General features: G+C 62.4%; 17 protein-coding genes. 14 read left to right on the top strand and 3 right to left on the bottom strand.

From position 1 onward, the window contains the following. The first annotated feature begins 25 nt into the window (after window positions 1-25). The 14 genes from LQ952_RS00860 (at window position 26) to phaP (ending at window position 17,438) form a co-directional block, all read left to right on the top strand. On the top strand, window positions 26-307 hold the full coding sequence (locus LQ952_RS00860; RefSeq protein WP_238620653.1) for a circadian clock KaiB family protein: 282 nt from the start codon (window positions 26-28) through the stop codon (window positions 305-307). After that, window positions 304-1,815: an ATP-binding protein gene (locus LQ952_RS00855; RefSeq protein WP_238620652.1), complete on the top strand. Its 1,512-nt coding sequence runs from the start codon at window positions 304-306 to the stop codon at window positions 1,813-1,815. Before LQ952_RS00860 ends, LQ952_RS00855 begins: the two co-directional genes overlap by 4 nt. Window positions 1,816-1,925: 110 nt before the next feature. Next, window positions 1,926-2,432, top strand: coding sequence for a type VI secretion system lipoprotein TssJ (gene tssJ / locus LQ952_RS00850; protein WP_238620651.1), 507 nt, complete (start codon window positions 1,926-1,928; stop codon window positions 2,430-2,432). A gap of 34 nt (window positions 2,433-2,466) precedes the next feature. Then, entirely contained in the window at window positions 2,467-3,804 is a 1,338-nt protein-coding gene (gene tssK / locus LQ952_RS00845) for a type VI secretion system baseplate subunit TssK (RefSeq protein ID WP_238620650.1), read from the top strand. Beyond that, complete coding sequence (gene icmH / locus LQ952_RS00840; RefSeq protein ID WP_238620649.1) at window positions 3,801-4,520, top strand: type IVB secretion system protein IcmH/DotU; 720 nt, start codon at window positions 3,801-3,803, stop codon at window positions 4,518-4,520. Before tssK ends, icmH begins: the two co-directional genes overlap by 4 nt. Then, window positions 4,517-7,684 (top strand): type VI secretion protein IcmF/TssM N-terminal domain-containing protein, encoded by a 3,168-nt coding sequence (locus LQ952_RS00835; RefSeq protein WP_238620648.1) that lies wholly within the window; start codon window positions 4,517-4,519, stop codon window positions 7,682-7,684. The genes icmH and LQ952_RS00835 overlap by 4 nt, the downstream gene beginning before the upstream one ends. Beyond that, window positions 7,684-9,198 (top strand): TssA family type VI secretion system protein, encoded by a 1,515-nt coding sequence (locus tag LQ952_RS00830; protein WP_238620647.1) that lies wholly within the window; start codon window positions 7,684-7,686, stop codon window positions 9,196-9,198. Before LQ952_RS00835 ends, LQ952_RS00830 begins: the two co-directional genes overlap by 1 nt. Beyond that, on the top strand, window positions 9,195-9,731 hold the full coding sequence (tssB, locus tag LQ952_RS00825) for a type VI secretion system contractile sheath small subunit (protein ID WP_238620646.1): 537 nt from the start codon (window positions 9,195-9,197) through the stop codon (window positions 9,729-9,731). The genes LQ952_RS00830 and tssB overlap by 4 nt, the downstream gene beginning before the upstream one ends. Then, the gene (tssC, locus tag LQ952_RS00820; RefSeq protein WP_238620645.1) at window positions 9,728-11,254 is read left to right on the top strand and encodes a type VI secretion system contractile sheath large subunit; all 1,527 of its coding nucleotides are present in this window, start codon (window positions 9,728-9,730) and stop codon (window positions 11,252-11,254) included. The genes tssB and tssC overlap by 4 nt, the downstream gene beginning before the upstream one ends. A 51-nt stretch (window positions 11,255-11,305) precedes the next feature. Continuing rightward, on the top strand, window positions 11,306-11,791 hold the full coding sequence (locus LQ952_RS00815; protein ID WP_238620644.1) for an Hcp family type VI secretion system effector: 486 nt from the start codon (window positions 11,306-11,308) through the stop codon (window positions 11,789-11,791). 71 nt (window positions 11,792-11,862) lie between these two features. Continuing rightward, complete coding sequence (tssF, locus tag LQ952_RS00810) at window positions 11,863-13,650, top strand: type VI secretion system baseplate subunit TssF (RefSeq protein WP_238620643.1); 1,788 nt, start codon at window positions 11,863-11,865, stop codon at window positions 13,648-13,650. Window positions 13,651-13,709: 59 nt separating this feature from the next. Continuing rightward, window positions 13,710-14,531 carry a type VI secretion system baseplate subunit TssG gene (locus LQ952_RS00805; RefSeq protein WP_238620642.1) on the top strand — a complete coding sequence of 274 codons (822 nt, stop codon included), beginning with the start codon at window positions 13,710-13,712 and terminating at the stop codon, window positions 14,529-14,531. Further along, window positions 14,525-16,585 (top strand): type VI secretion system Vgr family protein, encoded by a 2,061-nt coding sequence (locus LQ952_RS00800; protein WP_347402034.1) that lies wholly within the window; start codon window positions 14,525-14,527, stop codon window positions 16,583-16,585. The genes LQ952_RS00805 and LQ952_RS00800 overlap by 7 nt, the downstream gene beginning before the upstream one ends. Window positions 16,586-16,961: 376 nt before the next feature. Then, window positions 16,962-17,438, top strand: coding sequence for a TIGR01841 family phasin (phaP, locus tag LQ952_RS00795; RefSeq protein WP_238620641.1), 477 nt, complete (start codon window positions 16,962-16,964; stop codon window positions 17,436-17,438). Window positions 17,439-17,510: 72 nt separating this feature from the next. Here the strand turns inward: phaP and LQ952_RS00790 are convergent, their stop codons facing one another. From LQ952_RS00790 to LQ952_RS00780, 3 genes are read right to left on the bottom strand one after another with little or no spacing between them, the layout of a single operon-like run. Next, a complete protein-coding gene (locus LQ952_RS00790; RefSeq protein ID WP_238620640.1) occupies window positions 17,511-18,269 on the bottom strand; it encodes a sulfite exporter TauE/SafE family protein in 759 nt (252 codons plus the stop codon). Window positions 18,270-18,326: 57 nt separating this feature from the next. Continuing rightward, window positions 18,327-19,271 carry a DUF1028 domain-containing protein gene (locus LQ952_RS00785; RefSeq protein WP_238620639.1) on the bottom strand — a complete coding sequence of 315 codons (945 nt, stop codon included), beginning with the start codon at window positions 19,269-19,271 and terminating at the stop codon, window positions 18,327-18,329. A 16-nt stretch (window positions 19,272-19,287) separates the two neighbouring features. Further along, window positions 19,288-20,730, bottom strand: a complete 1,443-nt coding sequence (locus LQ952_RS00780; protein ID WP_238620638.1) for a DUF294 nucleotidyltransferase-like domain-containing protein — start codon at window positions 20,728-20,730, stop codon at window positions 19,288-19,290. Window positions 20,731-20,903 lie beyond the last annotated feature (173 nt).

The following is a 20,903-nucleotide window of genomic DNA, read 5'->3' as shown; positions in this document are numbered from 1 at the left end:
CCCGCTCGTCGAAGGCAAACCGCCGATGAATCCTGACTATCATTTCAGGCTGTTCATCGCCGGACATACGCACACCGCTCGACGGGCCACGGAACATCTCCGCAGCTACGCCCAGCTGTTGGAAGACCAGGGTATCAAGGTGTGCATAGAGGTGGTGGACATCCTTGATGATCTCCAGGTGGCTGAAGATGAACGCATCCTGGTCACACCGGTGCTCGTTAGAAAGACGCCGCAACCGGAGCTGCGCGTGGTAGGGGATCTTTCACTGAAAGACCGCTTGTTCTCCGCACTGGAGCTACCCGTGTGAAGCGCCCGGATCTGGAAACCCTGGCACTGATCGTGGAAGAGGCGCCGGATGCCGTCCTTCTGCTGTCACCCTCGGGCCGGATCTGCTTTGCCAATGCCTCTGCCTGCGAACTGTTCCAGCGTGCACCGCAGGAACTGCATGGACTCAACTTCGGTTCGGTCGTCATCTCCATGGAACCCACTGAAGTGGTCATTGCCACCGGGCAGCGGAAGTTGGTCACGGCGGACATGCGAACCCTGTCACTCAAGGTCGGGGATCACATGTCCACGGCGGTTTATCTCAGGGATGTGACTGACCGCAAGCAGATCGAGACCATTCTGATCCAGGCCAAGGAAACAGCCGAACACGCCAACCGGGCCAAGTCCGAGTTCCTGTCCAGCATGAGTCATGAGCTGCGCACCCCCATGAACGCGGTGATCGGATTTGCCCAGCTGCTGGAATATGACCCCCATCTCAACCAGGAGCAACTGGAGAATATCCTTGAGATCCTGAGTGCGGGCCGTCACCTGCTGGAACTGATCAATGAACTTCTGGATCTGGCCCATGTGGAATCGGGTGTCATGCAACTGGATATCCAGCCTGTGAAGCTGTGCGAAGTGCTGCAAGGATGTCTGGACCTGCTTCAGCCCCTGGCGGACCAGAGGGCCATTCAACTGAGTTACCGCTGCGACGGAGCACTCAAGGTCAGCGCAGATCCCATGCGTCTTCGCCAGATTCTGGTCAACCTGATTTCCAATGCCATCAAGTACAACCGCAGGCAGGGCAGTGTACATATCTCCGTTCATGCCCTTGATAATCACCGGATCTGCATCGCCGTGGAGGACACAGGGAATGGCATTGCCGAAGACCAGATGAATCGTCTGTTCCAGCCCTTCAGCCGTCTCGGCAATACGGACGATGCTGTTGAAGGTCTGGGTATCGGATTGAGCATCACGCAACGCATCGTTCAGCTCATGGGCGGCAGCATCGGGGTTGAAAGTCGCCTGCATGCGGGTAGTCGATTTTGGGTCGAACTGCCGGACGCCACGCCACAGAATGCCGCCATCGGGATCGCTGCTCCACGGGCCGGAATGTCATCCTCCCCCTCTGCCATCCAGGGGCACGTCCTGTATATCGAGGATGATGGCGCCAATCTGCGGCTGATCTCCAGGCTGTTGGTAGAACGATTGGGTATCAGGGTTACGGGGGCAGCCACCGCCAGGGAAGGCCTGGCGTTGGCACAACACCATAGACCGGACCTGATCCTGCTCGATATCGGACTACCGGACAAAGACGGCTATAAGACACTGAGCATTCTCAAGGCCGAGCCTGATCTGCGCGATATCCCCGTGGTTGCCCTCACCGCTCAGGCCATGCGCGGTAATGCGGAGCAGGGGTTGGCTGCCGGTTTTACCGAGTACATCACCAAACCTTTCAACACGGAGCGTCTACTCCGGAGCGTTACCCGGCTGCTTGGACCCTCGCCCTCGTCAAAACCTGTAGAAGGAAACGGACATGACGGGCCTTGACAAGCGCCGCTGAAATCCGGTTATATCTCTCCCATGCTGCTGCATCGAAGGAGTCGAGCAGCCAGCAGGCTTCTCTTCCATCATACGACCCACGCGCCAAGGAACGGCAGATGTCGAAGACCCCGCAGCCCAACCGGCATACCTTCCCATCCCGTCGATGCACAGGCATCGTCACGGTCCTTTTCAGCTGCCTGTCAGTCCTGCTGCTCTGCGGCTGTGCCGGCCCCCAGGTTCGCCTGGATCTGCATGCCACGCCCCTGATCAATCCCAGCGAGGAAGGCCAGGCACTGCCCGTGGTCGTTCGCGTCTATCAGCTCAAGGATCCCCGGGGCTTTCAGGAAAGTCCCTTTGAGGACCTCTGGAAGCAGGACCTGGAGAGCCTGGGGGCGGATGCCCTGGGACGACAGGAGCTGGTGATGCAGCCGGGTAGCAGCCGGGAACTGGCCTTGAAGCGGCTTCCCGGTGCCACTCATCTTGGCATCCTGGCCATTTTCCGTGATCCCGCCTCTCCTGCCTGGAGAGATATCCGGGCACTGCCCGGTGGCCGTCTGGGCAGGCACATGGATCAGCGCCTGAGCGTCAGCCTGCATGGCAGTCGTATCCTGATCGAGGATTAGCCCCCTTCAAACCGGTCCAGGGAAGGACAACATCATGACAGGCATACGAAAACCCATCTGGAGCGAGGGACTGCTGCTCAGCCAGCAGCATCTGCAGCAGTGGGACCGGTATCACGAGTCGATGCTGATCCGCCGCTTTCACTGGCACGTCCCCCTGGGGTGGGGAATCCGCCACCTGAGCCTGGATCACGAGGCACTGGATCAGCGGCGGTGCCGGGTCATTGCCATCGATGCCGTGATGCCTGATGGACGCTGCGTCAGTTTTCGTGAAGACCGGGAAGGTCCGCTCACCTGCCGACTGCCGGAACCTGACGGCGATCCATTGCTGATCTCCCTGAGCCTGCCCATCAACCGGCGCGCCGCCGGCATCAGTGGCTACGGGGACGCTGAAGGGCTATGGGATGCCTGGCAGGTGAGCTATGAAACCGTGGCGGATGAATACGACCCGCAGCGTGTGCGCGAACTGGCCCTGGGGCACTGGAATCTCTCCCTGGTGGCCGGTCGGACTGAAAACGACGATGAAACCCTGTTGCCGCTGATTCGTCTGCTTCCCCGCTGCGACGGCCGCTATGAAACCGACGAAGACTTCATCCCGCCACTGCTCCAGGCACAGGCCTCCGCCTCCCTGCGCCGCCTGCAGGAGCGCATCCTTGATCGTCTGCAGACGGCTATTCATGGACTGACCACTCATCTCCGCGGACGGCCGGATACCAGCCCGGCCGTCCTCTTCCGTCGCCATCAACTGGGCATTCTCTTTCGGCTTCATGCTCGGCTCGCCCACCTCTCAACCTTGCCCGGTCTGGCACCGGAGCGTCTGCATCTGAGCCTGGTCCAGGGGGTCGCCGAACTGCAGGCTTTTACGGCGGAACCCGCCGAAGGGTGGCTGATCCCACCCTTCGAGGCGGCGGACCCGGGTCCGGGTTTCAAGGATCTGGAGGGGTGGCTGGACCTGCAGTTGCAATGCCTCATGCCCGATGCCCGACCATCACCCGTGCTCATCCGGCACTCCGACACCCGGCTGGAGGTGGAAAACCTGGCGGAAGCACTGGCACCGGGTCATGCCCTGTATTTGCTGGCAAGCCATGAACAGCCGTCGGTGACCTGGATTGAAGATTTCACCCGTCAGGTCAAGGTGGCGGCCCGGGAACAGCTGGATCTGCGCCTCCAGGCAGCCTTGCCGGGCGTCCCCCTGCGTCATGAATCACGTCCTCCCAGGACACTGATATTGGCGGATGGAGAGGAATGCTTCCGTCTGGAACCCCGGGGCGAGGCGTGGGAACAGGTGGTCCGCAGCGGCACGCTGAGCATTTATCTACCGCCGCTCCTGCGTGACCTGCGTTTAAACCTGTCATGCCTGGAAACCGGCCCATGATAAGCAATCCCTGCCTGCGCTGCAGCGAGCCCCTGCTGGCCTTGCTGCCCCCCTTGCTGGACCCGGATCAGGCCCGGGAGATGCCCCATGATCACGGCAGGCAGGTGCGATCCACCTTCCGCGAGGTGGCGCAATCCATTGCCGACCTTGGTCTGCCGGAACCGGAGCGGGAGGCCGTCCTGCACGCCCTCGCGGCCCTGGTGGACGAACGGGTCCTGTGCTCCACCTGGCCCGGCCGGGAGGCCTGGCTGCATGACACCCTGCAGATGGCCGACTTTGGTGATCATCTGGGTGGAGAACGATTTTTCACCCGGATGGAGGCGTTCAGGCGGCATCCGCAGGCCCATCAGCATCTGCTGGAGCTGTATCTTGCCTGTCTGCAGATGGGTTTCCAGGGGATCTACCGCCTTCGCGGTGACACGGCCCTGCACGCCCTGCAGGCAGAACTGAGCAACCAGATCGAGTCGTTGCAAGGTCCTGAGGAATCCGCCCTGGCTGTTTCCGCGACCGCCGTGGACATGACTCACGAAAAGACCGGGGCGGGGCGTCTCAACTGGATGCACATCACCCTGCTGACGCTCGCCCTGATCACGACCATGGCCCTCTTACAGGGGATAAAGACCCACCAGATGTTCCAGGGTCGGACGGAGCTGCTGCAGCAGACAATTCAACAACTGGATGCTGCCCCGCCGACGGCAGGGGAGGCGCACCGATGAGTCGGTCGCCGACGGCACAGGGCGCCGGGATCACGGCTGCACTGGACAACCTGGCCGAGAAACTGCGCCGGCATCCGACGGCACAGGGGGGCAAGGGACGAAGGTCACTGGAGACACAGCCCTGGTTCCTGGTACTCGGCGCCACCGGCGCCGGCAAGTCCAGCCTGATCCGGCGCAGCGCGCTGCACCTGGAACCACTGGGGCCGGAAGAGGATGACGACTGCTGTCGGCTCTGGCTGACTGATCAGGGTGTCATTCTGGAACTGGACGTGGACACCTGCCTCCATCCTGAACGGCCGCAGTCGTGGAGCGCCCTGCTGCAATGGCTGGGCAGACATCGCCCCCGGGCTGGGCTCAACGGGATCGTGGTGGTTCTGGATGTCCGCACACTGCAGGAGCATGACAAGGACACGCTGACACCATGGTCCCACCAGTTGCGCCGTTATCTGGACAACCTGCATCAGACCCTGGGGCTGAGTTGCCCCATCCACCTGGTGCTCAATCATGCAGATCGTCTGCCGGGTTTCGATGACTATTTTCGGGCACCGTCGAGTGAAGACCGGCAACCATTCCTTGGGATCAGGCTTGGCATGACCGGCTCCGCCCGGGCGTCGTGTCTGGAGGGTCTGGAAACGTTGCGTCAGCGACTGGAAGGCCAGCGTTTGCGCCGACTCAGGCAGTGCACCAATTCCGTGGACAGGGCCGGGGTGATGCTGTTTCCCTATCAGTTATCTCGTCTGACACCGGCTCTCGACGGTTTTCTGCAAGTCTTGCTCAAGCACCATTCCGGTCATGAACCTCCACACCTGGCGGGGCTGGGACTGACCTCGGCCACCAAGGAGCCCTACTTTGCCCAGGGTCTCTGGAATGAGTTGATCATGCCCTGCCGATACCGGGTGATGCCCACCCGACGGCGGCGCATGACACGACGCCTGTCGCTGGCGGTGGTCACGTCCCTGGCCCTGCTGAGCCTGGGGCTGGCCGGGCTGGCACTGAGCGACGCCCATCAGGACCAGACACGACTGCTGGCCCAGGGTGAGTCGGCCCTGCAGGCCCTCGGCGCCTTGGCCGAGGACACTGCACCGGATACGCAGGTTGTGGGAGAGGCCCTGCTGCGGCTCCAGGCCGCCCAGCAGTATCTCCTGGCGGCCGACACGGCGGGACAATGGCAGTATCTGCCGGCACGCCCCCGGTTGCGGCAACAGGCTGAGCTACTCGGCAACGCCCTGGTGATCACCATGGATCGGCGGTTCATCCCCGCCGTTCTGGCGACGCTGACGCAGCAACTGGAGTCACTGGAGGCCCAATGGGAGGATGCGACCCGGTCGGCGGATCCTGAGCTTCGCAAGGCACACTACGATCACCTGCGCCTTTACCTGATGCTCACGGACAGGCGGCACCTGGATCCTCCGGTGGCCGCCCCGCCATTGCGCGATTACTGGCGCGCTCTGGGATACCCCCCTGTTCCCGGCCCGGTCTGGCCCACGGACCTGTGGCTGGAGGGCCGCGGCGGGCAGGGCCTGGGCCTGCAGGCCCAGGACGAAGTTCTGGTGGCCCGAGCCCGGACACGGCTACAGAGCGGCAGCGACCTGGATAGTCTGTATGCGCGTCTGCAGGCCCTGGCCGGACCGGATCAGGGCACCGTGGACCTTGCCCGCGTGCTCGGCCGGGAGCATGCCCGGCGTCTGAAGGTGAGCCACCCCCTGCCGCTTCGGCATACCGCCGAAATGCGGTGGTCATTGATCCACTCCGATATCCCCGAACTGGTAAGCCTGGCCACGATGGGCGACTGGGTCATCCATGGCCCCGAGGATGCGCCCGATGAACATATTGCGGAGCAGCAGGAGGCCCTCATCCAGGCCCTGCGCAGCCGCTACACCGAGGATCATGAAGACCACTGGCAACGCTTCCTCAAGGGCCTGGAACTGCAACCACACACCCACCTGCAGACGCTGGCCGACACCCTTCATACCCTCGCCGCCGATACAAACGGTATCCTGCCACGCCTGTCTGCCTGGCTGCAGGCCGAGCAATTTCCGGGTGAAGCCAATGCCCGGCAAACCGTCCCCCTGGAACAGGTCGCTCATCAGGTCGCCCGTTCCGGGCGTATCGACCATGATCTGCTCAAGCCGCCGGGGGCCGGCAGTGCCACCGAAGGCGCGGATCCACTGTCGCCCTGCCTGGAGCTTCTGGCCGCGCTGCAGGCGGAGATCCAGGGCATGGCAGCCGCACCCGATCCGGCCGGACAGGCCCGGCTCCACGCTGCCGCGCTGCTGTCCGGACAGGGATCCGGCACGGCGCTGCAACGGGCCTGGGTGGCCATCCCTCGCCTCACAGACTCTAAAGACAGCGGTTGCCGGCCCCTGGCACCGTTGATGAAGAGCATTGTGCAGGAAAGTTGGCGCACCGTGATCCGTCAGGCCACCGTGGATCTGGAAAAAACCTGGCAGAGCCAGGTCCACGATGGATACCAGGATCGCCTGGCAGGTCGTTTTCCGTTTCACCCCCAGGGGGAAGACGCCGCCCTGGTGGATCTGGTGGGCCTGATCCACCCTGAACGGGGTCGCCTGTGGCGTTTTACCCAGGAGCACCTGGACCCTTTCCTGACGGAGCGCCAGGGACGCTGGCAGTCACGGCAATGGATCGGCATCGGCCCCGGGTTTTCCCGCGCATTTCTCCACGATCTGGAGCGGGCCGGTCGGCTTACCAGCGCCCTGTTTGCCGATGGGCGGGATGAGCCTCGCCTGGGATTTCACCTCTATCCCATTCCTCATCCAGGGCTGAGCGAGATGCGGTTTGAAACCAACGGTCAGCAATACCGTTATCGCAACGAGCCCCAGGAATGGCGCCAGTTCGTCTGGCCGGGAGACATCCGCAGTCCAGGTGCCAGGGTGATGGCGGTGGACCATGGCGGCCGTCCACTGGGAGAGTTCCGGGAGGAGGGCGTCTGGGCCCTGTTCCGGCTGCTGCACACGGCACACATGGACAGGGAGCACAGTGACAGCCATCTCTACACCGTCCGCTGGCCTCTCATGGGGGAGGGTGATGCCCCCCTGGAACTGCGCTTTCACCTGCGGGCGGACCGGCGCCAGAACTTCATCCACGAAACCCTGTTTCAGGATTTTCGCCTCAGCCGTTCACCCTTTCCCCGTCGGAGTCCGTGATGGATCCCTCCCCGTTGCCTGCCCACCTGAGAACACGGCTTGAGGACATCGCCGGTCCCGGTGAGATGAACTGTGACGAAGATCCCCGATTCAACGATGGCTTCATCGCCATACGGGAAAAAATCGAACAGCTGCACGGCGTTGATTTTGACCATCTGATCGAGATGGGGAACCATTTTCTTCATACCCAGGCCAAGGATCTGCGGATCGCCGGTTATCTGCTCCTGGCACTGGTCACCCGCCATGGCCCGGAGGGCCTGGCGGCGGGGCTGAGACTCTACCACGGCATGATCCGGAACCACTGGGACCACTGTCATCCGCGCTCATTGGCACGACGCCGGGCGGCCTTGGCCTGGCTGGACAACGAGCGTCTGGAACGACTGCTGCAGGATCGACGGACACTGCCTGAGCCATCTCTGGCAAAGGCTCTGCACGCAACCATGGGCGAGCTGGAACAGGAACTCATGGCAAGGGATCCGGAAGGCACAAGAGCCGCACCGCCCTGCAGGGTACTGCGCCGGTGGATCGATCACTGTCAGCCCTCCACCGCCGAAGATCAGGCCGCACAGGCACCGGAAGCGCTGGAACGGGGCAGGGGATTCGAGCCATCGGCCAATCCGGACACCTGGCTGGAAGGGGTTCGTGGTTTCCATGATCACCTCCTGGCCGAAGGCGAGCTACTGCAGGCTTGCGCCCTAGCGCAGGCAGCCCGATGGGGCAGCCTGGGTCTGCCTCCGGCGCGGCAGGGAGTGACGCGGATTCCAGCTCCCCGATCGGAAAGCTGGGAGGGATTGGAAAGCATCCTGAATGCCGGTGACTGGGCGGCCGCCTTCCGGCGCGGCATGGAGTGCTTCTTTGAGCCGGGTTTTCATCTGGCCCTGGATCTGCAATACCGGCTTGCCAGGGCCACCGAAGGGATGGACCGACCGGAACTGGGCGCCTATCTGCAGGGATCGGTACGGCTGTTGCTGAAGCGTCTGCCGGAATTGGAAGCTCTGTGCTTTGAGGACGGACGCCCCTTCATGGACGAGGCCACCCGTCGCTGGTTGTCGGAATCTCCATCGGTTAATGCCGCCATGTCGGTGCCCCCAGGGGCGGCTGACACCACCGGCCAGTCGTTCTCGGACTGCATTCCTCCCCATCTGCCCCCGGACATGGACTGGGAGACTCTGAACCGGATCCCGGCCATGAGCCTGCGTGATCGTGCCCGGCTGGGGCTGCTGCAGGCGGACCTGTCCCTGCGGCAAGGACGCAGGGACGTAGCCCACGATGTGCTGGTGAACTTGCATCGGCAGCTGGATCAGACTCACGTGCTGGACTGGGATCCTGAGATTGCCTCGGCCCTGCTGGGGCGTTTGCATGCCACCGCCAAGGCCCTGGACCCCACCTTGGCCCGTGCCTGTGCCCGGCGTCTGTGCGCCGTCGCTCCAGTCCAGGCCATGACTTTGCCGGCTATTGAGTCTGCCTGCACACATCCCCCCTTGGACATCAACCGGACAGGAGTCCTCACATGACGGGCAGTTTTCAGGAAGAAATCCCCAGGGCCAGGGTGAACATCACCCTGGATGTGGATGGCGACGGTTCCCCCCGAAGGGTGGATCTGCCCTTCAAGGCGTTGGTCATCGGCGACTTCAGTCGCGGCCGGACCCAAGGCAAGGTGGTGGACCGCCCACGGGTGGAAGTCAGCCGTGACAATCTGGAAGCCGTATTGCAGACCCTGGCGCCGGCGATCCGTTTCACGGTCCCCAACCAACTGGAATCCGGAGGTGGTGAGATCCCCGTCTCCCTGTGCTTTCAGCACATGCGTGACTTTCGACCCGAAGCGGTGGCCACTCGCATCGAGCCTTTGGCCAGGCTCCTGGCGATGCGCAACCTGCTCAGGGAACTCAAGTCCAGCATGCTGGACAATGCAGCCTTCCGTCGAGAACTGGAACGCATCATCCGCGATCGTCACGATCTGGCGGCATTGAATCGGGATCTACAGACCCTGACACCGCTGGCCGGTCCCCCACAGGATCCGGCACCTTCAGAGGAAGATCAGCCATGAGCATCATGGAAGTCGGCGAGCAGACGCACCTCACCCCACGGGAACAGATCGGCCCCTACCAGCGTTTGTGCCGCATTGTGGATGTGGAACCCCTGCGGCAAGCGGTCAACCTGGACCGTTTCAGCGATGACCTGCACCTGAGCGAGACCTCACCGGGGGACCGCTTGACCGCCGCCCTCGGGGTCTTGCTGCAATTGCTGGAAGACTCCGAGCCGGGCGAACAGCGCATCGATAAGACTCTGGTGGATGCCCTGATCGCCCGCCTGGATGAGCGGATCGGCCGGCAACTGGATGAGGTGCTGCATCATCCCGAATTTCAGGCCCTGGAATCGGCCTGGCGAAGTCTTCAGTTCCTGCTGGATCGCTGTGATCGCCGGGCCAACGTGAAAGTGGAGCTGATGGACCTGAGCAAGGAGGCGCTGCTGGAAGACTTCGAGGATGCCCCGGATACCGTCCGCAGCGGTCTTTACCGTCAGCTCTATACGCAGGAGTACGACACCCCCGGCGGTGAGCCTGTCTCCACCATCATTGCCGATTACCATTTCGACAACACCGCCCGGGACATCGGCCTGCTGCGGGAGATCTCCCGGGTCTGCGCCGCCTGCCACTGCCCCTTCATCGGCGCGGTGGGTCCGGCCTTTTTCGGCAAGACACAGACATCGGACCTGCCTCGTATCCAGGATCTCTCCAACTACATGGAGCAGGCTGCCTTCATTCGCTGGAATGCCTTCCGGGAAACCCAGGATGCCCGCTACGTGGGACTGACCTTACCGCGTTTTCTGCTGCGTCCGCCCTGGGGTAATGACCGACCCGCCCGGGGGCTGTGCTACCGGGAAGACGTCAGTGGTGAGGATGCCGGGAAATATCTATGGGGCAACGCCGCGTTCGCCTTTGGCGCCAACATGGCGGAGAGTTTCCGACTGCATGGTTGGGCAGTGAACATCCGGGGCCCGGAATCGGGCGGACGGGTCAGCGATCTGCCCCTGCATCAGGTGGACCTGGGGCATGGCCTGCAGACCCGCATGCCCACGGAATTTCTCATCTCCGAAACCCGCGAACTGGAATATGCGAAGCTGGGTTTCATCCCCCTGAGCTATTACAAGAACCGGGACTTTGCCTGCTTCTTTTCCGCCAACTCGGTGCAGAAACCGATGGAATACAGCGGTGCGCAGGCTACCGCCAACTGCCGCATCAATGCCCGTTTACCCTACGTGTTTCTGGTTTCCCGGATCTCCCACTACCTGAAGATCCTGCAGCGGGAAAACATCGGTGCCGCCAAATCCCGTCAGACCCTGGAAGATGAACTGAACCAATGGCTGCAGGGCCTGGTGACCCGCATGCGCGACCCGGACCCGGCTCTGGTGGCCACCCATCCCCTGCGGGATGGTCGGGTGACCGTGGAGGAGATTCCGGAAAACCCGGGCTTCTACGCCGTGACCCTCCAGGTCATGCCCCATTTCCAGATCGAGGGGGTGGACGTTCGCCTCTCCCTGCTGGCCCGGATGCCCCGATCCCGGGACTGAAACGCACATTGCCATGGATAGCCGACAACCCTGACAAGGAGACAGTGCCACATGCCGATTCCCGCCTATATGAGCCTGCGTGACGACCAGGGTGCCCTCGTGGAAGGTCCGGTACAGATCACGGGGCGCCGCCACACGGTGGAAGTGCTGCAACTCGATCACGAGATCCGCATCCCCACCGATTCGGATACGGGCGCCCTGACCGGTACCCGAAAGCATGAGCCCCTGCGCTTTACCAAGACCTTCGACAAGGTATCCCCCTATCTTTACAAGGCCTGCAGTAATGGCCAGACCCTCAAGGAAGTGGTCATCAGCTGGTACCGCATCGATGACAGCGGTTCGGAGCGGGAGTACTTCCGCCACCGCCTGGAAGATGTGAAGGTGACCTCGGTCAAACCGGTGATGCACAACGTCAAGGAACTGGATAAGGAACGCTACCCCCACCTGGAGCAGGTTGCCCTACGCTATGGACGCATTACCTGGACCTACGTGGACGGCAACATCGAGTTCCAGGACTCATGGGTGGAAAATCGCTGAATCAGGCATCAGCCCGCCTGGACCCATTGGAACCGGGTCCAGGCATGAATTCGGCGCGGCAAGGAAACGCAATGCAAGACTCACAGGACCTGTTTGCCCCGTTGACCACACCCGGTGCGGGCCTCAAGGGGCATTTCGACGAAGAATTGCTGCTTTTGACCGAAGCGGCGGCCGAGTTTGCAAGGGCCTATCCGCACCAGGCGCACGCCCTCAGCCTGGATGATCCGCGGACCAGAGACCCCCGTGTGGAGCGGCTGTTCCAGGGTATGGCCTTTCTTGCCGCCCTCATCCGGCAGCGGCTGGATGAAGAGCAGCCGGACGTCTGCGCAGGGCTGCTCACCCGCCTCAGACCCGAGGCCCTGCGTCCGTATCCGGCCTGTACGGTACTGCAACTGGCGCAGCAACATCGGCGCCGACAGGCATTCACCCTCTCGGCCGGTACTCTGGTGCAGAGTCCACCGGTGGGGGCCGAGCAAACGTGCTGCCGTTTCCGGACCCTCTGGCCGGTCACCTTCCAACCCGTGCATCTGGAGGCCGTCGAGTATCGCCGTGAGGGGATAAAGGGCGGGTGCTTGATCCTGGATCTGGCACTGCACGAACCCCATGATCCGGACCAACCCTTGCCCACGGCGCTGGATCTGCATGTGCCCGAAGACGGCGATGCGGACATGTCCCTGCTGGATCACCTGGTGACCGCCACCGACTCGGTGCATCTACTGGAAGATCCGTCGCAGGGCATTCGTGAAATGGCCTTCGGCGACCAGGCCGGCATCCACCCTTCCTACGCCCTTTGGCAATACGGAGTAAGGCCTGAATTCCGGGAAACGGCCTTTCCAGGATTCAATCTGCTGCAGGATTTTTTCCATTTCAAAGACCGGTTCCGTTTCATCACCCTTCACCTTGGCCAAAGCTGGCAGCTGCCCCGCAACACCCGCCGGTTCCGTCTGGGGATTGTCCTCGGACGCAGACTGCCCGGCTCTCCCTCACGCTACCGTCACGCCCTGCGCCTTCATTGTGTGGCAGCGGTCAACCTCTTCGAGCAGGATGCCGAGCCTCTGGTAAGGGACCCACGGCGAGCTGAATATCCGCTGACCGTGGACAACCGCCGGCCGGAATCCCTGCAGATCTACCGGGTGGAACAGGTGCAGGGGATGGACTCCGTCACCGGACAGCGGCGGCGGTATCCGCTGATGTTTTCCGAAACCCTGCCGGAAGTCGAGCAGGGAGGCTATGAGCCTCTGGTGCACACCGACGTGACCGGTCATACCCGCATCCGGCTGGGACTGGACCCGGCACAAGCCCCTCGCCACGAAACCCTGTCCTGCCAGGTGCTGGCCCACAACGGCCACTATCCCCATGACCATATCGCGGCCGGAACTCCGCTTGAGGCCGTGCGTGATCCTGGTACCGGCCTGAGCATCTCCGCCTTGTCCAGGCCCGGTCGGCTCTATCCGCCTCCAACTCGGGGGGACTGGCGCTGGACCCTGATCAGGCAGGTTTCCATGCAGCAGGGCGGTCTACGGTCCACTGAAGACCTGCGCCAGTGGCTGGACATGCTGGACTGGACCCGAGACCCGCTCCGGCAGAAGCTGCCGACAGGCATCCTGGACCTGGAAGCGATCCCTTTCACCCGCTGGCGCCGGGGTGCATTGCACGTCGGGCAAGCGCTCACCCTGGCCGTCGATCTCGCGGTCTTTGCCGGCAGGGCGGAAGCAGCTTTGCTGGGACAGGTACTGGCCTTTGCCCTGTCAATGCAGGCCCCCATTCATCAGGGGGTCCGCCTGCGCCTCAAGGCTCGCCCCGGCGGCCAGGACATCACTTGGCCCGCACTCCCTGATCACCCACCCATACCGCAATGAGCCTGCCGACTCACCCATATCATGCCTTCGGGCTGCCGGAACTGCTACGAATCCTGACGATGTCCGCTGAAAGGCCCCCGTCAGCCATCACCAGTGCCGATCTGGACTTCCCCGCCACCCCCGTGCGCCGTGCTCAACGGGAAGGAGCAGTTCACAGGATCGAAACCGTTTTTCCGGGCCTCCGGGGTCCCCTGTCTCCCTTGCCGCTGGAAGACTTGGAAGGTCTCTGCCGTCAGGACCCTGATGCGGAGGCCCTACGCGCCTTCCTGGATCTCTTCGATCGGCGTTTTCATCAACTGCTGCTGGCGACCTGGCGGACGCCAAGAGCCTATCTGTTCACGTGCATGGAGGCGCCGCCTCCCTTGCTGCGCTATCTGGACGCATTGAAGCCATCAGGGATGCCCACGGCACCGGGCCTGAAGGCCAGGATCATGCGGATGCTGGACCACCTGGGAATGACGGGGCTAGAAGTGACCCTCCATACCTTCCGTTACTGTCGGCGCCCCCTACCCGAGACCACCCGCCTGGGCTCCCTCGACGGTACCTGCCTGGGCCGGGATGCGGCCCTTGGAGAAGAAGTCCGAGTCCCCGAGGGATTACGCATCCTCATCGGTCCCCTGACACCCGGCCAGGTCGTCGCGCTGTACGCGGGACGTGTCGGACTTACCCGGGAGATCCGGGCCTATCTGGGGCCGTTCACCCCGTTCCAACCGGTAATGCAAATGACACCGGAGCAACCACGGGGCCTGGGTAACGGTGATCTCTATCTGGGTTTGAGCACGCCACTGGGCGAATGCCGGGGTTCCCATGAAGCACGCCTGATCCCCCTGCCGCAGCAACCGATTTCCGGCATCGAACGGGGAGATCGACACCCATGCTGAACACCGCGCCGCCGCAACCCTCGATGCCTCTACGTCACCGACTGAAGATCCCGACCTGTCCCGAACCGCAGCCGGAGGTCCTCACGCTCAGCTGGCGCGACTACGGTCTGTCCAGGTCCTATCGGATCACCGTGGACTGCCTTGCAACGGTGCCTTTGTCTTCTGCGTTCGTTCTGGGATGTCGTGCCGCCCTCATGCCGGGCGGGAGGACGCGGTCCGTCCACGGCATCATCACCGGGCTGGATGACCTCGAGAGCGGACCCGCGGGCCACCACTGCCAGCGGGTGCACCTGGAATCTCCCTTGGGCCCCTTGGCCCGCTCCCGCCATCAGCGGGTCTTCACTCGCCTGACCGTACCGCAGGTCCTGGAGCGCGTCCTGATCGGCCACGGCTGGCGCCCGGGGGACTGGCGCATGGTTTGCGGTGAGGGGTATCCCGTCCGCCCCTTCATCGCCCAGGTGGACGAAGATGATCTTGCCTTCCTGTCTCGCCTCATGGCTTTCGAAGGGTTGCATTATCGCTTCGAACAGGGCGCTGAGAAGGCCGTCCTGGTGATTTCGGACGATTCTCGCAGGGCAGCTGAGGGCGAGATGCGAACACTGCGCTACGAGCCTCTGAAGGGCGAGGTCCGTGGTTTCCACACCATTCATCGGCTCATGCCCAGGACCCGGCTGTTACCGACATCGATCACACTGCGGGATCACGATCCCGATCAACCGGGGACGCCGGCCCCCGTCCATGTCCGCAGCAATGGTGATCTGCCGGGTGCCGGCAAGGAAGAACACTGGGGAACGGGGTTTCACCAACTTCGCGAAGGAGAAAGGTTGGCGCAGCTGCGCCTGCAGGCTCTGGAGTGCGACCGCCTTCAAGTCCGCATCCTCACGGACTGTACCGACCTGGAACCCGGTCAACGGCTGTCCGTCGCGGGTTATCCCGGTCAGGACTTCAATCGCGTCTACGTGATCGTCCGTGTGGATCTGGACGCAACCCAGGCCCACGCATTGCCCATGGGGGGGACAGGCGGACACACACCGGATCTGCGGGTGAAGGTGGATCTTCTGCCCCTGGAACAGCCCTTCCGGCCCCGTTATCGGCCTCATCGTGTCCATGGCCGTCTGGCGGCACGGGTGGATGGAAATCCTGGTGAGGGTCCCCTGCTGGATGACCAGGGTCGTTATTGGCTGCGCTTTGACTTTGACGGTGGTGCCCATGCCGTGGCTGAAGCCAGTGCACCGGTGCGGCTGCTGACACCCTATGCAGCCCCTGGTGGCGGGGGGTTTCATTTTCCGCTGCACCCCGGCACCGAAGTGCTGGTGGGGTTTGAAAACAGTGATCCTCACCGTCCTGTGATCCTTGGTGCCTTGCCCAATCGTGATCAGCCTTCTCCCGTCAACGCAGATAACCCCGGGCAGAATCTGTTGCGTACCCCGGCAGGTAACGAACTCTGCCTGGACGACCGGACCGGGAACGAACAACTCCGGCTGGCCACCCGGGACGGGGATCTGCACCTCACCCTGGATGCCACACAGGATGCCCACAGGCTGATTCTGGAAAGCCGCCACGGAGAAATGCACTGGCTCTCGGGCAGGGCCATGCACCTGAAAATCGGTGCCGATCAGCAGGTGGAGATCGGGGGTGATCAGAAGGTCGAGGTACAGGGAGACGCCTTGTTGATCACGGAATCCGGAGAGATCCGTCATCAGGCGGCAGACAACCTGTTGCTGGAGGCGGGAGAAAACCTTCAATTGCTGGCGCGACAGGGGGATTTTCTGCAGCGCAGTGAGGGCGCCATGACACTCAACTCTGCCAACGATCTTGAACTGGTCTCGGAACAGGGGCATCTCCGATGCCGCGTTCTTCAGGGAGATGCGGGATTTCACGTGATGGGGGAAATGCTGTGGAAAACTGCGGCCGGCGGAATACAGATCGGTGATGGTATGGCCGGCATTCGGATCACCGCCGGTGGCGATGTCGTGATCCAGGGTCGGGAGGTCCGGATCGAAGCCGAGACCATTCGTATGGATGCGGATCGCATTTCCCAGAATGGTGCCTGAGGTGTGGATGAAGCGGTGTGCCTTTACTATCAATTTTTTAAAAATCTTTTAAATAACAATAATAAGGGCGGGGGTCTGCAGGGGAAAAAAACGTTAAATATTAAATTTTTCAACAAGTTGTACACAGAATGCGTTGTGTGGAACCGTAGGGGAAACCTTCGCGGAAAATGTGTATGGATTGTGGATAAGTTTGTGGATGAAGTTTATTCACGGGTTCGAAACAGCTTATCCACAGTGTTGCCACACGCCGATGACAATCTGTTTTTCCGTGAAAATGGGCCAGGACCCTCACGCGGACCCGATGCGTTAGGCTAAGCTCTAGCGATGGAGGGTCAGCCTTGCATCCACCCTGCAACCAGAGAAGGAGATCGCAGTCATGCCGCAAGAGAAAAACCCGTTCGATATGTCCGAGCTGATGAGACTCATGGATCCGCAGCGCTACATGGATCAGATGAACGAGTTCATGAAGCAGTTCAAGATCCCGCACATGGACATGTCCGCATTGATGGAGGTGCAGAAAAGGAATGTGGAAGCCATGATGGCGGCCAATCGGGCGATGATGGAAAGCAGTGAGTCCCTGATGAGGCGTCAGACGGAGATGCTGGCCCAGGCCATGAACGAGACCACGGAAATGACCCGTGCCATAGGCGAGTCAAAACAGGATGATCTGCCGGTGAAACAAGTAGAGATGGTGGGCAAGGTTTATGACCGCATGAGCAGTCATACCCGGGAGACCTTTGAGTCCATGCGGCTGGCCCAGGAATCGGCTATGGAGCGGCTTGATCAGCGCTTCCGGGAACTGTTGCAGGAACTCAAGGACATGTCCGTCAAAAAGGATCAGGAAAAGATGTGATTTTCGTCAGGATGGCCCCCGGAGCGTTTTGCATGGCGTCTTCCGGGGGCCATCCCTTGGTCAATCCCTTGGTCATCCCAACTCGCGGAAAAATTGGACCACCAGCAGGATGCACAATACCCACAGCAGAGCTTTGAGCCACCCCCGATAGGTCTCCGCCGCCACCCTCTCCCGTATCCACATGCCGCCGCGCAATCCGATCAGGGCGGCAATGCCCAGGGGCAGGGAGATCAGCAGCAGGTCCAGCCCCAGCATGCCGAGGAAGGCGAAGGTGATGGCCTGGGTCCCCTTGCCCAGCAGGAAGCACAGGTTGATGGCCTGGACCAACACCACCGGTGCGAGTCTCAGTTCCAGGAAATAGATCATCATCACCGGGCCACCGACGTTTACGGTGCCCCCCAGCAGGCCTCCCAGCAACCCGGCCCCGGCACCACTGGCACGGGGATGACGCCCGATCCAGCGCCAGTCGATACGCTTGATGCGGTCGGACACCAGGTAGAGCACCACCGTGGCCGCCAGCAGCAGACGGAAGGGGTTGGGGTCCATGGCCACCAATACCAGGGTGCCCAGCGCCGATCCCACCAGCATCCACATGGCCACCGGCCAGAACCGGCTCACGCTGTTGAGCCAGTTGCCGCCCCGCACCAGACTCCAGACGTTGACCGCGATATTGGGGGCCAGGGTGAGCAAAATGGCGGTCTTGACGTCGGTGATCAGTGCCAGGATGGGGGTGGCGATCATCGGGAACCCCAGCCCGAAGGCGCCATGGACCAGGCCGGCGATCAGGGTGACCAGCAGGGCGATGAGGATTTCTTCAGTACCGAATGTCATGCCTTGACGTGCTCAGGATATGGCAGGGGAGCAGGATGATCGTGGTTGGGGTACGCCTCAGGGCGTGCCGTCTTGCGGTGGGAGCAGCCGCTCGATCAGCGCCGGATCATCGGGTAAAAAGCAGCTTTTTGCCACCCTTTTCAGGAGCAGGGACCAGTGAGGGGCGCGCTGGAACAGCGCCCCGAGCAGTGCCCGGGCCTCGGCTTCATGGCCGGCGTTGATCAGGGCCACGGATCGCCAGAAGATGAGTTCATCCTCTTCCGGGGCCAGTGCCTCGGCACGGGTGAAGGCCTGGATGGCTCTATCGTATTCCCCATGCCGCAGGTGATGCCCACCCAGGGTATTGAATTCGTAGGCTTCCTTGAGGATGACAAGGCGCTTCAGCTCTCGGACGGGGGTGGGGTGGTCCTCCACCCGCAGGTCCAGGATGGTGTCCTGGGCCGGGTCTCCGGTGGCCTTGCCGCTGACCACCATCATGGCGGCGGAACGTCGTCCTCGCAGGTCGCCGCCCTTGGCCTGGGCGGCCTCCAGGGCACTGATCAGGCGATGGGGAAAATCACCTTCGGCGGCCTCGTAGGCCCTTCCCATGGCCGCCCAGGTGCCGTCATTGAGCAGCATGTTGCCAAGGCACGCGTACTCATCCCCCAGGCAGTGACCTGCCTCGTCGATGCACAGGCGGCCGGTATGGACCACCACGTCGCCCCGGGTGTCGATCATGGCGGCCTGGCGGTAATCCATGTGGTGGTCCCGGGCCAGCAGTCGGCGCAGGGCTTCGCCGGCACTGGCGCCGTCCCGCATCAGGCGCAGGCCTTCGGCGGCATAGATGAGCTTGGCAAAGGACTGTATGGTGCCGGCACCCACGCCCGCCCTGGCGAAGGGGGCGACGCTGCCCACGGCAAAGTGGTGGGACTGCACCGCCACACCGAGCTGACCGCTGGTAGGGTCACGCGCCACAATGGAATAGGTGGCGACGGGGGGCTGGGCGGGTGGGGGGGAGGGCATCCGGTCAGCCCGGCCGTCAGCGCAGCAGGTTGAGGTTGAAGTGGCCGCTGATGAAGCTCTGGAACTTGCTGACATCCTCGAAGGCGATCTTCAGTTTCACCTGCTCCATCTGGCTCAGCTGCTGCAGGGCCGCACAGTTGTCCGGCTTGTTGCCCCGTTCCACGGATCGGACCTGGGCACGCAGGCGCATCAGCACCAGAAAATCAAAGCTTTCCTGCAGATCCCCGGCCTGATCCTGCTTCAGCACCCCCTGTTTCACCAAAGCCTTGAGACGCTGGTGGGTGCCGCCGTCCAGGGCGTTCAGCTCCAGCGCGAGGGCCTTGATGCCGTCGGTGATGGCGAAGATGCCGCCCTTCTTCAGGTCCACTTCCCCCCGGGGTGCACCCTGGGTACCGGTCTTGATCTTGCCCAGCCAGCCCAGGGGTGGGGCGAAACGGATCATGTTCTCCGCCATGCGCATGATGAACAGTCGGTTTTCCGCCAGACGGTGGTAGATGTGGGCCTTGAGTTTGCGCTCTAGGGAGGCATCGCCGTAAAGGGTGCGGATGTCGGCGAACATGCTCACATTGGGGATGTTCTGGGGGCTGGGGGTGGTGAGCCATTGGTCCAACTCCTTGTACCAGCCGGACAGGCTGCGCCGCCAGGCAGGATTGCTGGCCATGATGCCGCCGGGGCAGGGGGGGACACCGATCTCGATGAGGTGATCGATGAGCACCTTGGAAAAGGCTTCGATCCGCTTGATCTCGTCATCAGAGAGATCGTCGGCATGGACGATGGCGTTATCCTGGTCGGTGGACAGGGTCTGCTCACTGCGACCTTCGCTGCCCATCACCACAAAGGCAAAACCCTTGGGCAGATCGGGGAAGTGGCTCTCCCTGACCAAGTGGATCAGGCGCAGCAGGATCTGGTCATTGAGATGGGCGATGAGCTTGACCAGGTCCTGGATACCGGTGGTGGTGCCGCTGAGTCGCACCACCAGATCCTGAATCCGGGTGTGCAGGACCTTGAGGTCCTCGGGCGTCCCGGCCTTCTCGATGTCCCGTACCAGTTGATGGGGTGAGTGATTCTGCATGCGCAGGATGTCCGTGTCGGTGATGATCCCGTTGAGGGCGCCGTCATCATCCACCACCACCAGGCGGTGGATGTGTTGCCGTGACATCCGGTACAGCGCCTCGTAGAGTACGTCTTCTTCACGGATGGTGGTCAGGGGGCTGTTCATCACGTCCGCGACCTTGAAGGAAACCGGGTCACGTCCCGACGGCACCACCTTGTTCCTCAGGTCCCGGTCCGTGATGATGCCGATGGGGGCACCGGCGTCATCGCAGACCACCACGCTGGAGATGTTCTTCTCCTTCATTACTTTTACCACATCAACGAGCCCTTCGCCGGGCCGGCAGGTCACCACCTGACGCTGGCAGATCTCGCCCACGGGGCGAAAGAATTGGTTCTCGTCGTTCATGCTCGATTGTCCTTCGCCGGAACCCTGGCCGGCATTTTGGGTAGATAGACGCTGCTGGGGGGCTTGCCGCAGGTGATTAGAGGCGATGCCGGTCCCGGTTTATGTACGGCGCCTGGCCGGGCTGATGGTTTTGTTCATGTCAAGCCGAGTAACATGGGAGGACATCCGGAGAC

It is taken from the genome of Ectothiorhodospira lacustris, from assembly GCF_022227785.1.
In the GTDB taxonomy this organism is placed as follows: Bacteria; Pseudomonadota; Gammaproteobacteria; order Ectothiorhodospirales; family Ectothiorhodospiraceae; genus Ectothiorhodospira; species Ectothiorhodospira lacustris.
The sequence above is the reverse complement of the archived record's forward strand: the minus strand, read 5'-3'. Positions and strand labels throughout refer to the sequence as shown.

Coding starts and splice junctions, on each gene's coding strand:
- LQ952_RS00815 (WP_238620644.1), top strand. CDS start 11,306: ATGCCGATTCCCGCCTATATGAGCCTGCGTGACGACCAGGGTGCCCTC.
- LQ952_RS00790 (WP_238620640.1), bottom strand. CDS start 18,269: ATGACATTCGGTACTGAAGAAATCCTCATCGCCCTGCTGGTCACCCTG.
- LQ952_RS00835 (WP_238620648.1), top strand. CDS start 4,517: ATGAGTCGGTCGCCGACGGCACAGGGCGCCGGGATCACGGCTGCACTG.
- tssB (WP_238620646.1), top strand. CDS start 9,195: ATGACGGGCAGTTTTCAGGAAGAAATCCCCAGGGCCAGGGTGAACATC.
- LQ952_RS00780 (WP_238620638.1), bottom strand. CDS start 20,730: ATGAACGACGAGAACCAATTCTTTCGCCCCGTGGGCGAGATCTGCCAG.
- tssJ (WP_238620651.1), top strand. CDS start 1,926: ATGTCGAAGACCCCGCAGCCCAACCGGCATACCTTCCCATCCCGTCGA.
- tssK (WP_238620650.1), top strand. CDS start 2,467: ATGACAGGCATACGAAAACCCATCTGGAGCGAGGGACTGCTGCTCAGC.
- phaP (WP_238620641.1), top strand. CDS start 16,962: ATGCCGCAAGAGAAAAACCCGTTCGATATGTCCGAGCTGATGAGACTC.
- LQ952_RS00800 (WP_347402034.1), top strand. CDS start 14,525: ATGCTGAACACCGCGCCGCCGCAACCCTCGATGCCTCTACGTCACCGA.
- LQ952_RS00860 (WP_238620653.1), top strand. CDS start 26: ATGAATCCTGACTATCATTTCAGGCTGTTCATCGCCGGACATACGCAC.
- LQ952_RS00830 (WP_238620647.1), top strand. CDS start 7,684: ATGGATCCCTCCCCGTTGCCTGCCCACCTGAGAACACGGCTTGAGGAC.
- LQ952_RS00785 (WP_238620639.1), bottom strand. CDS start 19,271: ATGCCCTCCCCCCCACCCGCCCAGCCCCCCGTCGCCACCTATTCCATT.
- LQ952_RS00805 (WP_238620642.1), top strand. CDS start 13,710: ATGTCCGCTGAAAGGCCCCCGTCAGCCATCACCAGTGCCGATCTGGAC.
- icmH (WP_238620649.1), top strand. CDS start 3,801: ATGATAAGCAATCCCTGCCTGCGCTGCAGCGAGCCCCTGCTGGCCTTG.
- tssC (WP_238620645.1), top strand. CDS start 9,728: ATGAGCATCATGGAAGTCGGCGAGCAGACGCACCTCACCCCACGGGAA.
- tssF (WP_238620643.1), top strand. CDS start 11,863: ATGCAAGACTCACAGGACCTGTTTGCCCCGTTGACCACACCCGGTGCG.